This window comes from uncultured Bacteroides sp. (assembly GCF_905207245.1).
In the GTDB taxonomy this organism is placed as follows: domain Bacteria; phylum Bacteroidota; class Bacteroidia; order Bacteroidales; family Bacteroidaceae; genus Bacteroides.
In genome coordinates this window covers 1-17,838 of record NZ_CAJLKP010000100.1, presented here as the reverse complement: position 1 = coordinate 17,838, position 17,838 = coordinate 1, and the positions used below count along the sequence as shown (strand labels likewise).

Sequence of the window (17,838 nt, the reverse complement as noted above, 5' to 3'; positions counted from 1 at the left end):
TCAGGATGACGGATACTACGGTTATGACAGCGCAAACTAATTTTGTTTGAAAGAATTTATGCAAGATTGTAGTTGTTTCTCTGTGTCCGATTCTTTATTTTTAAGCAAGCTCTTATTGTTTTTATCAAAAAAGGCCTATTTTTGCACACGGAGAGGATGAGGAAAAGATTTAGCAGGAAAGAGGTGCAGTCGCCTCGTAAGCTCAGGAGCTTTCTTAGAATGTAAATACTCTGGTATGAATACCACGATTTACATTAGTAAATACTCATCCTCTTCTTTTTTCATACTTATTGATACGATGAATGGAATTCTGATAGCTGTACTTATTGTCACCTGCTTACTGGTTTACAAGATTATTTCTGCGAGTCGTAAACAGGAAGGATACAAGAGGTGGAAAGCAGGAAACCGCGACCATACGGAGCATACTGCTAATGCCGGAATCACCCGTAAAGGATGGTTCAGCCAGCTTTTTAAAACTTCTGCTCCGCGAATCTCTCCCTGGTTTAAAGAAGAAGCCATATCTCAGTGTGCAAACTTGTTGGGAGTGGAGGAAGTGAAGTTGAAAGAAATATTGAAGGATGTTTCCGCCCACTACCGGGAGTTCTGGATAGGTAAACGGAGGGGAGGTTACCGCATGATTTCTGCCCCGGACGATGAACTGAAACCTATTCAGGACGCTATTAACCATCGCATTTTATCCTTTGTAAATGTTCATCCGGCGGCTACCGGCTTTCGGTGCAAGATGTCCATAGCTGATAATGTCCGCCCGCATTTGGGAAAGCAGTGTGTACTGAAAACTGATATTCATGATTTCTTTAGTTCCATACGCAGTCCTCGTGTGAGGAATACATTTGAGGCAATGGGGTATCCGCCTGACATTGCGAAGGTGCTTGGAACTTTATGCTGTTTACATCGTTGTTTGCCTCAGGGGGCATCTACAAGTCCGGCATTGAGCAATATTATCTCTTATGAGATGGATAAAAAGTTGTCTGCACTGACTGCCGAATATGGCCTGACTTATACCCGGTATGCCGATGACCTTACTTTTTCGGGGAATGTTTTCCCGGGAGAACAGATATTGTCTCAGGTCAAACAGATTGTCCGGGAAGAAAAGTTTGAATTGAATCATAAGAAAACCCGTTTCCTGAAGGAACACAGTCGGAAGATTATCACAGGAGTTTCCATCAGTTCCGGTGTGAAGCTGACTATTCCTAAAGCCCGGAAAAGGGAAATACGCAAGAATGTACATTATATTTTGACGAAAGGTTTGGCAGAACACCAGCGCCGGATAGGTTCTCACGATCCGGCTTATCTGAAACGGTTGATAGGAACACTTTGTTATTGGCGGTCCATAGAACCGGATAATGCGTATGTATCCGATTCTATCGCAGCCTTGAAGCGTTTAGAGAAAAGTTATTGATTGTTGCGTTTCTGAGAAGTTGGTTCTATATCGTAGTATCCCTTTTTTGTTTTTATAATCTTGAATTTTCCCTCTTGCACCCATTTGTTCCAATCATCGAATAGTCCGGTGATATACTGGAACAGGTCTTCCGCAATGTTGATTTCCGCACCCGATTTCAGGTTCAATACCAATTGGTCGTTTTCAACGGAAAGAAACTTTTTGGCTCTGTCTATCGCAATTGTATAAACCGTTTGATTGTATGCACGGTCTTCGTTCAATCCTGTGTGGTAGTTGTAGGGCCCGATTGCATCGTCAGACATCGGACGTTTGGTTTTCAAAAAGGTGGTGTCGGTGATAGAAGCACGTAGTTTGCGGGCCTCTTCCCATGCTCTCTTATGTTCCGAAGCAATCTCTTCGTTTTTGATGTCCTCTTGAATTTGCTTGTACATTGCTTTAAATTCAGGCCCTTCACCGGAAATTGCAAAATTACCGCTTTCGATGCGGGCATTCACCAAGGGATTACATACTACCTTATTGTTGCATACAAAACCGATATGCTTGCCTATTGACTGTTCGGTAGCGTCCGCCCATATCTTAATGGACTGATCGTTCACTCTGCCTGCAATCTGATAGGTCATTTCGCCTGTTCGCTCACTCATAAAAGAGTCAAGGCTTATGGAAGCAAAATCTTTGGTAGTTACGATGGGCTCTGCTGAAAGGCTGTCTTGTGTACCGCTTGTGATGTAGTACCAGCCGTTGGGGCGGTATGGTTCGATGTTCCCTCCCAGTGAGGTTAGCGTTAAAGACGTAGCTACTAATAAAACAGTGAACGTTCTCATGGTATTGTTTTTTATATGTAGTTGTATTATCAATTAATACAGTTAACTTCATTACTGTACGGATTTGAATAAGTTGACGAGGAGACAAGTTGACGAGGGAACAAGGTTCCATGCGGCATAGAAGCATTGCGCAGCCCCTTGTCAACTCGTTCCCTCGTTTCCTTCCTTTCTTATCCTTTTTTGCAAAGATAACAACAAATCAACGTAATAACTATTAGATAGGATAAAATAAACTTGTTTATCAGATGTTTTTCATTGGGATGTGAAACTAGCGTTACCTTTACTTCCGGATATGGGGATAATTCTGTTCTATATCTTTACATCCTTTTCTTAATACGGGGTTACCGTAGATGGTTATCGGTTTAATTATATTCTTTTTTTGAGACAAAAGTAGTCTGTCGCTATTAGGCTTCATGGTAAATTTTATACAATTCGTGCCGGGGTGTGCAGTATTTGCGTACATGCAAAATCAGATAAACAGAACAATATTACCCTCCTCTTACCTTCATCGCACCCTCTTCGTATCAACTTCGCTAATCCAACTTCTGTATAGAAGCGAAGAAGATGCGAAGTTGGTAAGGTGGAGAAGAGATATAGAACAAAAGCAGAAATAGAAAAACACTACTTATTCTCTTTAATTCTTTCTTGCTTATCTCTAATAAATAATCTATCTTTGTTCTATAAACAGTGTTACCAACCTGTGCATGTTAGTACTTTCTGAACTACTTTTATAAAACAAACAGAATGAAAATATTTCCTACCCAAAGCATCAAAGAGTTGGATGCTTACACCATAGAGAATGAACCGATTGCTTCCATCGACCTGATGGAACGTGCCTCGCAGGCATTGGCAAAAGCTATTGCCGGACGTTGGGATGCAAAAACACCTTTTACGGTATTTGCCGGGCCGGGCAATAACGGGGGAGATGCATTGGCTGTTTCCCGTTTGCTGGCAAAGAAAGGCTATAAAGTCTCGGTTTATTTATTCAATACCAAGGGAGAGCTTTCTCCTGATTGCGAGACGAATAAAGAACGACTTGCGGATGTGGAGAATGTAGATTTCCACGAAGTGACCTCACAATTTGTGCCACCTGTGTTGACAGACGACCATGTGGTGATTGACGGACTGTTCGGCAGCGGATTGAACAAGCCGTTGAGCGGTGGTTTTGCTGCCGTGGTGAAGTATATCAATGCTTCGTCGGCGCAGGTAGTGGCTATTGATGTTCCTTCGGGCTTGATGGGAGAAGAGAATACATTCAATATCCGGGCGAATATTGTCCGTGCGGATGTGACGCTAAGTCTGCAATTGCCGAAGTTGGCTTTTCTTTTTGCGGAAAATCAGGAGTTTGTGGGCGAATGGGAACTGCTGGACATCGGTCTGAGTGAAGATGCAATAGAGGAAACGGATACGGATTATTTTTTGCTGGAAGGGGAAGATATGCAGTATTTGTTGAAGACACGCAATAAGTTTGCCCATAAGGGAGACTTCGAGCGGGCTTTGCTAATTGCGGGTTCGCAAGGAATGGCGGGAGCTTCCATACTTGCCGCAAGGGCTTGCCTGCGTTCCGGAGTAGGATTGCTGACGGTGCATGTGCCTTATTGCAACAACATGATTGTGCAGACTTCTGTTCCGGAAGCAATGACGGAAATGGATCCCAGTGATACTTGTTTTGCCTGTCCTACGGATACGGATGATTATCAGGCGGTAGGTATCGGACCGGGACTGGGAAAGTCGGAAGAAACCGAGGCGGCGGTACTGGAACAGATAGATGCTTGTCAGACACCTATGGTGGTGGATGCTGATGCACTGAATGTGTTGGCGGGACACCGCAATTATTTCAACCGTTTGCCAAAAGGCAGCATACTTACACCTCATCCAAAGGAACTGGAACGCTTGGTAGGTAAATGTCAGGATTCCTACGAACGGCTGACGAAAGCGCGTGAACTGGCACGGACGGCAGGGCTATATATTGTGCTGAAAGGTGCGTATTCTGCTATTATCACTCCGCAAGGGAAGTGTTATTTTAATACGACAGGCAATCCCGGTATGGCAACAGGGGGCAGTGGTGATGTGCTGACAGGTGTTCTGCTTGCGTTATTAGCCCAGGGATATGTGCCACAGGATGCAGCTTGCCTGGCTACGTATGTTCATGGCCTTGCCGGAGACATCGCTCGCAAGAAGCAGGGAATGATGGGAATGACGGCAGGGGACATTGTGAATTGCTTGCCGCTGGCATGGAGGATGATGGAAGAATGAGGGGAGGTGTTATGTCAACAGAAATAAGATATTTTGAAAACAGAGAAGATTGGCGAAAGTGGTTGACTGACAACTTTGAGACTGCCAGTGATATTTGGTTTGTATTTCCCAGTAAATCTTCAGGCAAAAAAAGTATTACCTACAACGATGCTGTTGAAGAAGCCCTTTGCTTCGAGTGGATTGACAGTACAATAAAGGCGCTTGACAAAGAACATAAAATTCAGCATTTCACACCCAGAAACCCTAAGAGTACATATTCGCAAGCCAATAAAGAAAGGCTTAAATGGCTGCTGGATAATAAAATGATACACCCTAAATTTGAGAATAAAATACGGAATGTTTTATCCACTCCTTTTGTTTTTCCAAATGATATAATTGATAAATTGAAAGAAGATAAGATTATATGGGAAAATTATCAACTTTTCTCAGACGCATATAAGCGTATCCGAATTGCATACATTGAAGCAGCAAGGAAACGACCGGAAGAATTTGAAAAGCGATTAAACAACTTTATCAATAAAACGAAAGAAAATAAAATAATAGCGGGATTTGGTGGAATTGGGAAATATTATTAATCCTTTATCTCTTTCCTCTCGTCGTAATGTGGAAGCATCCTTGTTTCAATTCGTATTTGATATAACATTTCTCAGCTTTTCGCAGGTCGCGCAACACTTCCGAGAGAACGAGTTTCAGGGTATCTGCACTGACATCCTGCAAGGGGCGTCCGTCTTCATCTTCTATTTTCTGGAAACGTTTCCAGCTTACATCGAACGTTGTACCATAGAAGTGTGCAGAATTTGCGGAGGCATTTCCGTTGCGGCGGCGCAGGCGTTTCACATCATCCTGGGTGCGAAGTACGGAAGTCACGATGACTTTATTCGGATTCAGTCCCTTTGCCGTGAGCGAATCGAGGAAGTTGCTGCCGATGGTATCGAGCAATTGCGCTGCATTCGGAATCAGATAAGGGATGGAGTGCGTGAGAGAATCCACCTTATATAAATCATTTGTTTCTATATGATGCAATTTCTCTTTCATGTTTTCTGCATCCTTGCGCGAAGCGATGGGGACGATGCCTATGGCTTGTGCAATATTCAAATGCGCTTCATTTAAATCTCCGAAGGTACGCCTATAACTGATTACTCCTTTGATGTTTCTCGGTTCGTTCAACTTGAGGGACATATCTTTCTTTTTGCATCCTGCAAGGGAAGTGCTGGTGAGAAGAATTGCTAAGAATAGGAGCGGAAGTTTATTGTATACTTGTTGCATATTGTTTGGAATTGTTTTTATGTGAGTACAAAAGTATGAAAAAGAACGGAGAGTTCTTCTCTATCTGCTTGTCATTTTTCTGGTTTGCACTATCTTTGCAGCCGAAAAATGAAAGCAAAAGAGTATGCAACGGTATTTTATTTATTTAGCTTACGACGGAACCGCCTACCACGGGTGGCAGATACAACCCAACGGTGACAGTATACAAGAGTGCCTGATGCGTGCACTTGCTACATTGATGCGCCGTGAAGTAGAGGTTATCGGTGCCGGACGTACTGATGCCGGGGTGCATGCTTCCCTGATGGTAGCCCACTTTGATAGTGACGAACCGCTTGATACCGCTTTTTTTACCGACAAACTGAACCGTCTTTTGCCGCCTGATATTTCTGTTTACCGCCTCCGTGCAGTGAAGCCCGATGCGCATGCCCGCTTTGATGCAACGGCCCGCATGTATAAATACTACGTGACTACTGCAAAGTCTCCCTTCAATCGTCAATACCGTTGCCGTCTTTTCCAGACTCCCGATTTCGAACGAATGAACGAAGCAGCCCGTAGTTTGTTTAATTATACAGACTTCACCAGTTTCAGTAAATTGCATACGGACGTAAAAACGAACAATTGCCGCATCATGCATGCCGCCTGGACTCAGGTAGACGATGTAACCTGGGTATTTACCATTCAGGCGGACCGTTTCCTGCGCAATATGGTTCGCGCGGTTGTCGGCACTCTGCTCGAAGTAGGTCGTGGTAAGCTCACGATTGATGGTTTCCGCCGAGTCATCGAGCAGAAAGACCGTTGCAAAGCCGGTACATCCGTCCCCGGCAACGCCTTGTTTCTGGTAGATGTCACTTATCCGGAAGAACTGTTTATCACCAGTTGAGAATGACAGATGCTGATATAATATAAATGAGGAAATACGCTTATAACTAAGGAACTATACTTAAATAGAATGCCCTTATCCCAACCTCATTTTTTAATTTTTAATTTTCAATTTTTAATTTAATATGTGGTTATTACTCGCCTTTCTCTCAGCTGCCTTGCTGGGGTTTTATGATGCATTTAAGAAGAAATCATTGCGCGACAATGCTGTGCTTCCCGTTTTGTTTCTGAATACGGTATTCTCCAGCTTGATATTTCTTCCTTTCATACTGATTTCTGCTTTTACTCCTGCTTTGAATGGAACAATGTTCGAAGTACCCGTTGTAGGCTGGGAAGTACATAAGTTTATTATTGTCAAGTCGTTTATAGTTCTCTCTTCTTGGATATTCGGTTACTTTGGTATGAAACATTTGCCGTTGACTATTGTAGGACCTATTAATGCTACCCGCCCTGTAATGGTGCTTGTGGGTGCCATGCTGATATTCGGTGAACGTTTGAACCTGTATCAATGGATCGGAGTCATGCTTGCCATACTTTCTTTCTTTATGCTGAGCCGTTCCGGCAAGAAAGAGGGTATTGACTTTAAGCATAACAAATGGATTTATTTCATCGTGTTGGCTGCCATCACCGGAGCTATCAGCGGACTGTATGACAAGTATCTGATGAAGCAATTCAACCCTATGGCAGTGCAGTCGTGGTACAATGTTTATCAGGTATTTATCATGTGCCCCATTATCCTTTTGCTATGGTATCCCAAACGAAAAGAAAGTACTCCTTTCCGTTGGGACTGGACTATCATCCTGATATCCGTCTTCCTTAGTGCGGCTGACTTTGCCTACTTCTATGCCTTGAGCTATGAAGACTCCATGATTTCCATCGTTTCTATGGTACGCCGTGGCAGTGTGGTTGTCTCCTTCCTTTTCGGAGCTCTCTTCTTCCGTGAAAAGAATTTAAAAAGTAAGGCTATCGACCTCATTTTGGTATTGATTGGAATGTTCTTCTTATATTTGGGAAGTAAATAAATCTCAAGACAGAATATATGGCAGAAGATTTATGTATCAGCAATGGCAGCAAGGCCGAAAAGTATCAGACCTTGCTTCCCCAGATAAAGAGCCTGATTGAAGGTGAAAATGACCTTATAGCCAATCTGGCTAATGTTTCGGCTGCACTGAAAGAAACTTTCGGCTTCTTTTGGGTGGGATTCTATCTGGTAAAAGGGGAAGAACTGGTATTGGGTCCTTTTCAGGGACCGATAGCCTGCACACGTATCCGGAAAGGACGGGGTGTTTGCGGCACGGCATGGGCTAAGGCGGAGACGTTGGTAGTGCCCGATGTCGATGCATTTCCCGGACATATAGCTTGCAGCTCGTTGTCGCGCTCGGAGATCGTTGTTCCGTTGATTCGTGAGAATGGCGAGGTGTGGGGCGTGCTCGATATAGATAGTGAAAGCCTGAATACCTTTGACGAAACAGATGCACGCTTTCTTGGAGATATATGCTCTTGGCTCTGAAGATTGTGTTGAAGTAATAAAATGCAAAATAGGAATAACAGAAAAATAATATGATGAAGAAATTGACTATGTTCTTGTGTTTGGCTTGTGTCTGGATGTGTTCTCTGCAGGCTCAGGAAGCTAAAACCTTTTTCAAAAATATGCCCGATAGCCTTAGCCCGTTGCTTACTGCCGTGAACCGTGCCGACTTTATCGACTTCCTTGAAAGTAAGATGAAAGCGGAAGTAACGAACCGTTTTGGCGGTAAATCGGAAATGACGGAGCTTGCTCCCGACTACATCCGTATCCAGATGACACCGCAAAGTTCCTGGCAGATGAAACTGCTGGCTACGAGCGACAGTACGAAAGTGATTTGTACCGTATCTACAGCTTGTGCTCCTGCTTGTGATAGTGATGTCCATTTCTATACCACCGGTTGGGAAGAATTGCCTGCTTCTTCTTTCCTCACTCCTCCTGTAATGAAAGATTTCCTGTTATTACCCGATACGGTGATGGATTATGAAGTGAGAGATGCCGGCGAAAAGGCAGATATGTTGCTGATGAAAGCTGATCTTTCTGCAAAGGACAATACACTGACCTTTACTTTTACAACTACCGACTATATGGATAAAGAAGCGGCAGAGAAACTGAAGCCGTATCTCCGCCGCCCTGTAGTGTATGTCTGGAAAGAAGGTGGTTACAAGCTACGAGATACAAGTTACAAGTAACGAGTGGCTACGCACTGTCACTATTCCGAAAGGTACTTGTAGCTCGTAGCTCGTCACTCGTAGCTACTTCACCTTTATTCTGTCGAACCCTTCTCCGTATACTCCGATTACCGCACTTTGTGATACAAATGCGTTTGGATCTATATCCTTTATCAATCGGAATATAATCGTTGATTCGCGCTTTTTGGCAAGTACGAACAACATCTTCTGTTCCTTGCCGCTATAAAATCCGGAAGCATTGATGACGGTGGCGCCTCGGTGTGGATATACATTGATGTGCCGGGCTATTTCATCGTATTTCTCACTGATGATAAAGAACTGTACGGATTGCCGGGCACTGTTCACTACTTGATCCAGAACAAAACTGCAAATGTACAAGGTTACATAACCGTAAACTACCTTTTCCCAATCCTTCAATACAAAGTAACTGGAAGAAATGATAATCAGGTCACAAATCAGCATGACACGCCCCAGCGTGATGTCACGGTATTTGTTGATGATAGCGGCAATGATATCTGTTCCACCTGTACTACCGTTGGAAGAAAAAGCGATGCCTATGCCGCCTCCGCAGAGGGATGCACCGATGACACACGCCATGAAAGGCTGGTCGTGCAGCAACACCACTCCTTCTGCCAGCTTCTGTATCACGGACAGGAAAAATGTTAGTGTGAACACGGCAAATACGGTTTTGATACTGAACTTCCATCCCAAAATACGGATAGAGAGCAACAGTAGGACTAAGTTGATGCTGAAATACGTATATTGCACAGGGAAGCCTGTGGCAAAATAAACAATAGAAGCAATACCCGGTACTCCTCCGGTGGTGATGTCATTGGGCAACAGAAATACTGTCCAGCCTATACCATAAAGAATTAATCCAAGGGCGATCATTACATAATCTCTCGTTTCCCGGAGAAGGCTTTGCTTTGACGGGACATTTACAATCTTCTTCATCTGACTTTATACGCAAGTATGGGTTATAACTAATTTAACAAGCTTTCTCATGATAAATGTGTTTTGGCCGTAAATCGGCACAAAGATAAATCTAATTTTTTGAATACTTGTTCAAAAGGTTATTGTTCGTGAGGGGTGGACTTAAAATTTATTTGCTGATTAAATTTGTGTAGGCTATTCGCATTTACGTTTCCGGAACGTATTGGGAAGTGCGGGATTGGTCTTTGTCAGGCGTATATTCCCTAATCTGGAACTGGGTGCGGGTTTGGCATTGAACAATGCTTTCGGTTATCCTATGGCATTTCCTGCATTATATCGTTCAGCATCAGTTTCATTATGGAAATGGGTGGGCAGATGGCTTTGACAGAGTTGAATGGTGATGATAAGATTTTTACGCACCAGTACATTGTGGTAGGGTTCCGTCCTGAATTCAAGGTTTCCAAGCACTTTTCTTTGCCTGTTACGGTGGGGATAAATGCGGTACGCAATGCTTATTATGATGGCAGAAGCTTGTCAGCGTTCTTTAAAGCGATGGGGAGGGAATATGATCCTTGTTTCCAGATAGCGCCGTATTTCTCGGTAAGTATTGTATTGTAGTAAGTTGTATTTCCGAAAACATTGTTATCTTTGTCGTGTAATTAGAGAATAGGAGATTAAGTTATGAAACGACCTGATATTGTTCGCCGGATTGCAGAAGTAGTGCATCGCATTGCTCCTGATGCAAAGACCATTCTCTATGGGTCCGAAGCTCGGGGAGATGCACAGGTAGATTCGGATATAGACTTACTTATATTGCTGGATGGTGATCATTTGGCACCTGAACGTGAATTGGAGATTACCCGTCATTTGTATGAAGTGGAAGTGGAGACCGGGGTGATTATCAGTCCGATGGTAGTATTGCGTCGTGTATGGGAAAGAATCACGACCCCATTCAGCATCAATGTAATGAAGGAAGGGATCGTGTTATGAAAGAAAAACTTGATTCCGAAAGTCGTGCCGCCATTGTGAATTATCGTTTGGAACGTGCTTACGAAACCCTGAAAGAAGCTGATTATAACACTGCAGGCGGTTATTTTAATGCAGCCGTTAACCGTCTTTATTATGCCTGCTATTATGCTGCTTCTGCATTGCTGTTAGGCAGTAAGATAGAAGCCAATACACATAATGGCGTGAAGACACAACTTTCTATGCATTTTGTTCGCACCGGGCATTTGAGCTTAGATCATGGCGCAACCTTTAGTCTTCTATTTGAAAAACGTCAGGCAAGTGATTATAGTGACTTTGCATATTGTGATCTTGCTTTGGTAAATACACTTCGTCCACGGGCTGAGGCCTTTATTAATGCAATGGAACAATTGATAAACAAAGAGTGATGTATCTAAACTATCATTAGCTAATGTCTATTGTCAGACAGAATACACCACCTCATGTGCCTCCCCCAGTTGTGGAACTTCCAGCTTCCCGAGCATTGCATCCAGTACCGCCTCCGGAACCATAAATTCCCGTTCACGATTTTGCTTCCTCCATACCTCATACGGCTTTTCGATATAGACAATCTTCACTCTGGCTCCATAAGTAATGAATAAATCAATCAGTTGCGAGCGTATTTGCTTTGAGGTATTGGTTGCATTCCACACAAAGCCCTGCTGTTTACGCAGATAGTTGCGAGCTGTTTCTTTCGCTTCCTGTACTACCCTGCCATTGGCAACCTTATCCGTAGGGCTAACTTTGTACTTTCGCCGGATAGCATCGAGGCTTATCACAGGAATATCCTGTGGCAATGTACGGATATAATGATCTTTCCCCATTCCCGGCAAACCGGATAATAAAATAACTTCACACCGGAAATTATCATGCGGAATGTAATCTATATACCCATCCTCCGCTTGAAAGTACTGAAAGCGGGCATGATCCGTTGCAAAGCTTCGTGCCTTTTCCCAGCAATCTTGTTCACGACAAAGCATCTCGAATAGTTCGGCAGCTTCCATCAGTGCAGACTTGTCTTTGCAGATACGTCCCTGAATATCCGCCACAGCAAGCATTTTCAGTAAACGTGTATCCACTCTGAGAGATGCTTCGCACAGCTTCTTCACAGGATTCTCCCGCTCCATAATCCAAACCGGCAAACCATGATAACGCACCAGCGCAGCAATGTTCTCCCGGATATGAAACGGAGTAGGAATATCTCTGTAAAGAATTGTGCGTGCTGTATATTCCCCACGCTTGGCATGTCCCTTGGAAGTAATAATACCGCTTCCTTCATCTACCGAAGTAGAGCGCTTCTCTACGTCATGAAGTAAAGCTGCCGCCCACAATATTTCCTGTTCCTGTGCAGGCAAAGCCCGGTATTCCGGCTGTTGCTGCAATGCCTCCAGTACCATGCGGGTATGCACGGCCACACTACCTTCTTCGTGATGCAAATGGTGCTGCATCACGAAGTTCATATCTTGTACCCACCGGAACTGTTGTTCCAGTGAGTCCCAATTTTTATTATCTGTCAGTTTCCAATTCATTTTATTCCTCCTTTCCTATTTCCCAGATGAGGCGGGCACGCTTCCAATTGCGTGTCCAGTGCTCATCGGTCTTCACATGCCCCTTGCGTACGTACTTGAATACGTTGCGGGCAAATTCACTTACCGGATATTCACCTATATTACGGGTGACTATCCCTTCGCGGGTACAATCTGCGCCTGTTTGTGGATCGCGTGTTCCGAACACACCCGGCTCTTGCGCCAGACTGGCGACCTGTTGCTGCAACGCTTCCCGCGTCAATCCTTCTACCGTTTCCACTCGTAATTCGGGCACCGTAGGCAAGTCGAACAGAGCGGCATAGAATTTCACTTCCTCCCACGACAGCCACTGATCCAGACAACGCACGGCAAACACATAAAAGTGTGTTTCCAGTTTGCGATACTCTATCGAATGTATGGCATACAGGTTTTCACCGAACATCTCGATGTCCCCCAAGTCGTTTTTCATGAGTTCCCAACGCTCGCGCAGTTCCCTGGTCCACGGTGAGGTGGTAGGCGCTGCATGCGAACGGGCAAATACACCGTGGCGGCTCAGACAATTATTTTCTCCGTCCAGCTTTTCGGTGTGTATCAGGGTTTCTATCTGTTGAATGTCTTCCCAATACGTATGGTTGATGCGGTCGTCACTGGTCGTTCCGGGAGAAAACGGATAATGATACGTGCGACCATATTTTTCTGATAACATAAGTTACTCCTTTCTTTTTAAATCATTCATCTACTTTAAATCAGCGGCTCCTGAATACTAGCCTCTTACTCTTTATTCATCCTTACGATGCGCGGAATGAATTTGCCCTGCACTTCTACCAAGGTCTCCTGAGGTTGCATCACCCGGTCTATGTTCTTGTAGGCTAACGGCATCTCTTCGATGCTGCCCCCAATCAGTGTGACTCCGGCCTGCGAGAGAAATTTCTTCATGGCCGACTGGGTGAAACTCTCCTTTGCCTTCTGGCGTGACATAGCCCGTCCTGCACCGTGCGAAGCGGAACATAACGACTCTTCCACACCCCGGCCTGCTACCAGATAACCGGGAGTTGCCATACTTCCGGGGATAAGTCCCGGTTGCCCTGCCTGTGCAGGAGTGGCCCCTTTGCGATGCACGATGGTGGTGCGTCCGGGTGCAATCTCCTCTTTCCAAGCAAAGTTGTGATGATTGTTCACGTTCGCTATTGGCTTCAGGTCAAGAGCTTTCGAGAGGTTCAGATGAATCTGTTCGTGACAGGCACGGGCGTAGTCGCCCGCCAGGTTCATGCTCATCCAGTATTCCTGTCCTTCTTCCGAGTCCAAATCGAGCCAGGCAAAATGTTGCGCTTCACGCGGCAGTTTGCAGACTTCACGGGCTATCCGGCTATAATGCATGGCGATAGCCGCTCCCAGTCCGCGCGAACCGGAATGTGACAGCAATGCCATATAATTGCCTTCGGGCAGTCCCAGCACATTTTCTCCTTGCAGAAGAAGCTCTCCGAACTCCACGAAATGATTTCCGCCGCCGGAGCTGCCCAACTGGTGAATGGCCTTCCCGCGCAAGTCCCTCAGAAGAGGTGTTAAACGGAATTCTTCCCGTTCTGTCACTTCATGCTCCTGTGCAAAGGTCAGACCGCCCTCCATGCCGAAGTGGGTATAATTTTTCAGTGCCTCTTTTATCTGATGCGAGTATCTTTTCAGATAATCCGCTTTGGCATCGAACACCGTCAGGCTCATCCGACAACCGATATCCACCCCTACGGCGTAGGGGATGACGGCATTGTCCGTGGCGAGTACACCGCCGATGGGAAGACCGTATCCGGCATGTGCATCAGGCATCAGTGCCCCGGCTACGCTGACGGGGAGCCTCATGGCCAGGTTCATCTGCTGTTTGGCAAGGGTTTCTATGAACTTGCCGCCATAGGTTTTATAGGGCAACGGCTCGTCGAGCAAGTCGTATGCTGTGAACTTCTTTTCGATGAGGGTGGGGGACAGGTGTTCGGCCAGTTTGCCCCATGTCTCATTCTCTTTATAAGTATCGGGGTTTTCCAGCACATCGCTCAGTGTCTTGATAATCTGTTCTTTGCTTTGGTGCTTGCAATGTTTGCCGACGATGGCTACTGCCAGACTGCGTGCTACATTGTCTCTATATCCCAGCTTACTTAAATCTTTTAATCGTATTCCCATATTTTCTTTTTCATGTGTATGCATACGGCATGGGCTGCCCGCCTCGCGACGGGGCAGTGCAATATGCGTTTTGTACCCAATGCATGAGGGATGATGATAGATACAACGCTATCCGTCCACTGCATTGAAGTGAATAATAATAAAATTATAAATGTGATTGTAGGACTAATCAAGAAAATTGCAAAGCCCCATCATCCCGATGAGTCAACTTAGTCCTGGCTGAGATATTATAGTTCCAACATAAATTAGTCCCTTTCTTTCAGTTTTAAAGGGGTGAATACTGTGTTTAACGGCGGCAAAAGTAATGCATCTTTTTAAAGTATGCAAGGAAAAGGAACGTTTTTTTGCAGATGTAAACAGTTAGAGTATCTTCTTACAGCATCAATCCTTGGAGTCTGTATGGCATAGTCCGGACTGAACAGCTCAAAGATATTCTAAAGAATGGGTAAGTTTTGAGAGATAAAATTAGCGATGATCGTCTTTTAAGCCATACTCATCCCACCATTCCCTGTATTCGTGAGATAGGGGAGTAGTGGGTATTTTTTTATAGTGTTGTATTTGTTTTTGAAGTGAATTTATCACATTGTCTTTCTCTTCCAACGTAACACGAAGGATCGCAAGTACCAGAATCAATGTCATGTATATGCAGAAAGCGGCAATGTGTATAAAGAGGAAGAAATTTCGTTTTCTTCTGTTGTAGGGGTGTGATGAGTATTTCATAGTATTTGAAATTGAGTTATAAAATGTAGTTTATGTGATAGTTCTTCATTGTGCATGAGTAGTGCTGATGCTCTAAATGAATAAATCTGCAATAGAATGCCAGATAGATAGGACTGGACTGAGGCTTGCCGAGTATTAAATTACCGACAAATTGTATTTTGTCTCTTACTTCTTTGAGGCATGTTGAACTGAGGGTTTCAAGCACTTCACGATCCTGCGTTTTTATAATATACATGGCAGATGTTTTTCCTTGTTGTATAAGCAAGATTATTTTGTACCATCGGGAGTTTTGTCTCGTGAGTACTTTGTAGTATTTGATAATGGGTGTTTGCATGTTCAATACTGTTAAAAGGAACGCACCTAAAACAGTTTACTATCCCTACTGAGGTCTGCAACAACCCGGACAAGCTAATAAACTGAATAGGTGCGCATATCGTAAGTTATTGAACATACGAATGGCCCTTCAGTTTAGGCTTGTCCATTTTTGAAGTTGCAGTTTCAGTATGGAGACTAAACTAAATTCTAAAAAATGTACTCCGTCGTGAAGTACATTGCAAATATAAGCGAAAAAGATTAATAATGCGAGTTTATAGTTGAATTAATATAGGCAAAGTACCAATTACTCCAAATGGTAACTTTATTAACATGCTGGGGTAACTTTATTAACCCCACATGGTAACTCTATTTACATGCCGAGGTAAAGGTCGTTACAATATGATGTAAAGGCCGTTACATCCTGCGGTAAATGCTTTTACATTAAGAGAAAAATAATCGGTAAATGCAATGCTATGGTTATTAGAGTGTTATCTGTTTCTCTTCCTATCTTGAAACGCTGGGAAAAGTCTTCCATGCGCCCCGCGTGAAGTCGGGTATTTCTACCGGGCGACTGCCATTCAGTACCGATTGCTCACTAAGCTCGGTGATGCACGACCATTCGGCGGCATCGTAAACGTCCATATCCAGAGGAAGTCCGTGGTGCAGGCAGTAGATGAGGCGGTAATCCATGATATAGTTCATCTCGTTTGGGGCACCTTTGAGGGCACCTTCTTTGCCAATGGTAGCCGTAAAAGGATGTTGATAGCGTTGCAAGAGTTCTTCGGTGGTTGTGCTGGCTGTCTCTCCGGTGGCTGTACCGAGTCTCCCTCCGCTATGCGCATCTTCCAGATTGATTGTGGCTACCGGGTATTTCTGTGCAAAGCCTCGCGTGCCGCAGATGGTGTGCGAACGGCTGTAAGGGCGCGGATGGACGGTGCAGTATTGCAGTTGGATGGTTTTTCCCTTGACGGTATGGATGAGGGTGGTGTTCATATCTCCCAACAGGTAAGCCTGTTGTGCTTCGGGGGATTCTTTGCCGAAAGTGCGACGGGCATATTCCGTCATTCCTGCCTGGTGGGTGGACATGGATACAAGGTAATTCAAACGGTCGCCCCGGTGGATATTCAGGATCTGGCATACGGGACCTAAGCCGTGGGTAGGATAAGGGTTTCCGGTGTGTTCCATGCAATAAGCCTTGTTCCAGTGGTTATGGAAACCGCCTTGGTTTTCATCGCTGAAGTACATGGAGCGCAGGTCGTGTATATAAGCACCTTCTACGTGCATGATTTCACCGAACAAGTTTTGTCTTGCCATGTTCAGCGTGGTCAGGGCAAAGGCGTCATAACAGCAGTTTTCCAGCATGATGCAGTGGCGGCGGGTGCGTTCGGCGGTGTCTACCAGTTGCCAGCATTCGGCTACGGTCATGGCGGCGGGTACTTCGATGGCGACATGCTTGCCTTGCTCCATAGCATAGGTGGCCATAGGAGTATGTGTCAGCCAGTCTGTACATATAATGATGAGGTCGATGTCGGGGTTGCAGCACATCTGTTGCCAGCCGTTTTCTCCGGTATAACCGATAGCCGCAGGATGTCCGCCTTTTATCAATGTTGCTTGCCCTTTAGCCAGATTGCCGGGACGTATTTCACACAATGCTTTGATTTCTACATGTTCTATGAGCATGTAGCGCTCCAAGGTTAGTAGTCCGCGATTGCCTAAACCTATGAGGCCGATGCGTACAATAGGAATAGGGGAATGGGTTAGTCCTAAAACATGAGTGTGGTATTCTTTTCTGTTGTTTAGTCGACTCCATTCTTTTTGCATAGTATTATATATTATAGGTTATACTGATTATTGATTGCAAATATACATACAAAAACAATTATAGTTCATCCCTGTACAAAAAAACAGCAAATCTATGGAAAACGTTTCTCATCAATATGGCCTACATCTGCAATCATAATCATCATTTATTTCTTTCCTTTTCTTCTTTTGCATTTGGGAAAATGTCATTATGCCAGTAAGCACAAAAACAATGAAGGAAAGGAATGTTTTCAAATACCTGTTATTCAATTTCTCTTATTGTAGTACGAAGATTAAGTAAAGGAGTGAGTTTAACTCTCGGTTTCGGACTGACCCTGTTTTTGGTTTACATCTTGGTTTACATGCACCCTCTGAAACCGCCTAATTTTGTAGTTTTATGGACTATAAAAAACAAGAAATCCTGATAGCCAATTGCTTGACTTTCAGGATTCTCTCTAAGAGCGGAAGACGGGGCTCAAACCCGCGACCCTCAGCTTGGAAGGCTAATGCT

The 17,838-nt window shown here is 44.4% G+C and carries 17 protein-coding genes and 1 pseudogene; 10 read left to right on the top strand and 8 right to left on the bottom strand.

The features are described 5' to 3' along the window. Nucleotides 1–298: 298 nt before the first annotated feature. Entirely contained in the window at nucleotides 299–1,420 is a 1,122-nt protein-coding gene (locus QZ135_RS21785; RefSeq protein ID WP_294614507.1) for a retron St85 family RNA-directed DNA polymerase, read from the top strand. On the opposite strand, the gene QZ135_RS21780 is transcribed toward QZ135_RS21785, so the two are convergent. After that, entirely contained in the window at nucleotides 1,414–2,241 is an 828-nt protein-coding gene (locus tag QZ135_RS21780) for a hypothetical protein (protein WP_294614504.1), read from the bottom strand. The genes QZ135_RS21785 and QZ135_RS21780 overlap by 7 nt on opposite strands. A gap of 744 nt (nucleotides 2,242–2,985) precedes the next feature. Between QZ135_RS21780 and QZ135_RS21775 the strand changes: the two genes are divergently transcribed. After that, on the top strand, nucleotides 2,986–4,497 hold the full coding sequence (locus tag QZ135_RS21775; protein WP_294614501.1) for an NAD(P)H-hydrate dehydratase: 1,512 nt from the start codon (nucleotides 2,986–2,988) through the stop codon (nucleotides 4,495–4,497). 11 nt (nucleotides 4,498–4,508) lie between these two features. After that, on the top strand, nucleotides 4,509–5,072 hold the full coding sequence (locus QZ135_RS21770) for a YdeI/OmpD-associated family protein (RefSeq protein ID WP_294614498.1): 564 nt from the start codon (nucleotides 4,509–4,511) through the stop codon (nucleotides 5,070–5,072). 4 nt (nucleotides 5,073–5,076) lie between these two features. On the opposite strand, the gene QZ135_RS21765 is transcribed toward QZ135_RS21770, so the two are convergent. Next, the gene (locus QZ135_RS21765) at nucleotides 5,077–5,763 is read right to left on the bottom strand and encodes a DUF5715 family protein (RefSeq protein WP_294614495.1); all 687 of its coding nucleotides are present in this window, start codon (nucleotides 5,761–5,763) and stop codon (nucleotides 5,077–5,079) included. A 124-nt stretch (nucleotides 5,764–5,887) separates the two neighbouring features. Here QZ135_RS21765 and truA point away from each other — a divergent pair, with 124 nt between their 5' ends. The 4 genes from truA to QZ135_RS21745 all read left to right on the top strand — a co-directional run bounded on the left by truA (nucleotide 5,888) and on the right by QZ135_RS21745 (nucleotide 8,859). Further along, the gene (truA, locus tag QZ135_RS21760; RefSeq protein ID WP_294614492.1) at nucleotides 5,888–6,643 is read left to right on the top strand and encodes a tRNA pseudouridine(38-40) synthase TruA; all 756 of its coding nucleotides are present in this window, start codon (nucleotides 5,888–5,890) and stop codon (nucleotides 6,641–6,643) included. A 124-nt stretch (nucleotides 6,644–6,767) separates the two neighbouring features. Then, a complete protein-coding gene (locus QZ135_RS21755; RefSeq protein ID WP_294614490.1) occupies nucleotides 6,768–7,664 on the top strand; it encodes a DMT family transporter in 897 nt (298 codons plus the stop codon). Nucleotides 7,665–7,681: 17 nt separating this feature from the next. Beyond that, nucleotides 7,682–8,152: a GAF domain-containing protein gene (locus QZ135_RS21750; RefSeq protein WP_294614487.1), complete on the top strand. Its 471-nt coding sequence runs from the start codon at nucleotides 7,682–7,684 to the stop codon at nucleotides 8,150–8,152. A 50-nt stretch (nucleotides 8,153–8,202) separates the two neighbouring features. Next, the gene (locus tag QZ135_RS21745; protein WP_294614484.1) at nucleotides 8,203–8,859 is read left to right on the top strand and encodes a DUF3256 family protein; all 657 of its coding nucleotides are present in this window, start codon (nucleotides 8,203–8,205) and stop codon (nucleotides 8,857–8,859) included. A gap of 63 nt (nucleotides 8,860–8,922) precedes the next feature. Here QZ135_RS21745 and QZ135_RS21740 read toward each other — a convergent pair whose 3' ends face one another. After that, the gene (locus QZ135_RS21740) at nucleotides 8,923–9,813 is read right to left on the bottom strand and encodes a YitT family protein (protein WP_007666636.1); all 891 of its coding nucleotides are present in this window, start codon (nucleotides 9,811–9,813) and stop codon (nucleotides 8,923–8,925) included. Between the two features lie 202 nt (nucleotides 9,814–10,015). Between QZ135_RS21740 and QZ135_RS21735 the strand changes: the two are divergent. The 3 genes and pseudogenes from QZ135_RS21735 (at nucleotide 10,016) to QZ135_RS21725 (ending at nucleotide 11,186) form a co-directional block, all read left to right on the top strand. Beyond that, nucleotides 10,016–10,410: pseudogene (locus QZ135_RS21735) on the top strand (DUF6268 family outer membrane beta-barrel protein). 63 nt (nucleotides 10,411–10,473) lie between these two features. Beyond that, nucleotides 10,474–10,782 (top strand): nucleotidyltransferase domain-containing protein, encoded by a 309-nt coding sequence (locus tag QZ135_RS21730; protein ID WP_007666625.1) that lies wholly within the window; start codon nucleotides 10,474–10,476, stop codon nucleotides 10,780–10,782. Further along, the gene (locus QZ135_RS21725) at nucleotides 10,779–11,186 is read left to right on the top strand and encodes a HEPN domain-containing protein (protein ID WP_294614479.1); all 408 of its coding nucleotides are present in this window, start codon (nucleotides 10,779–10,781) and stop codon (nucleotides 11,184–11,186) included. The genes QZ135_RS21730 and QZ135_RS21725 overlap by 4 nt, the downstream gene beginning before the upstream one ends. Before the next feature lie 33 nt (nucleotides 11,187–11,219). On the opposite strand, the gene QZ135_RS21720 is transcribed toward QZ135_RS21725, so the two are convergent. The 5 genes from QZ135_RS21720 to QZ135_RS21700 form a co-directional block, all read right to left on the bottom strand. Then, complete coding sequence (locus QZ135_RS21720; protein ID WP_294614476.1) at nucleotides 11,220–12,326, bottom strand: AAA family ATPase; 1,107 nt, start codon at nucleotides 12,324–12,326, stop codon at nucleotides 11,220–11,222. Between the two features lies 1 nt (nucleotide 12,327). Continuing rightward, a complete protein-coding gene (locus tag QZ135_RS21715; protein ID WP_294614474.1) occupies nucleotides 12,328–13,029 on the bottom strand; it encodes an RNA ligase family protein in 702 nt (233 codons plus the stop codon). A 65-nt stretch (nucleotides 13,030–13,094) separates the two neighbouring features. Beyond that, on the bottom strand, nucleotides 13,095–14,492 hold the full coding sequence (locus QZ135_RS21710) for an RtcB family protein (protein ID WP_294614471.1): 1,398 nt from the start codon (nucleotides 14,490–14,492) through the stop codon (nucleotides 13,095–13,097). A gap of 465 nt (nucleotides 14,493–14,957) precedes the next feature. Further along, the gene (locus QZ135_RS21705; protein WP_294614468.1) at nucleotides 14,958–15,212 is read right to left on the bottom strand and encodes a hypothetical protein; all 255 of its coding nucleotides are present in this window, start codon (nucleotides 15,210–15,212) and stop codon (nucleotides 14,958–14,960) included. A gap of 819 nt (nucleotides 15,213–16,031) precedes the next feature. Continuing rightward, nucleotides 16,032–17,348: a Gfo/Idh/MocA family oxidoreductase gene (locus QZ135_RS21700; RefSeq protein ID WP_294614465.1), complete on the bottom strand. Its 1,317-nt coding sequence runs from the start codon at nucleotides 17,346–17,348 to the stop codon at nucleotides 16,032–16,034. Nucleotides 17,349–17,838: the final 490 nt, after the last annotated feature.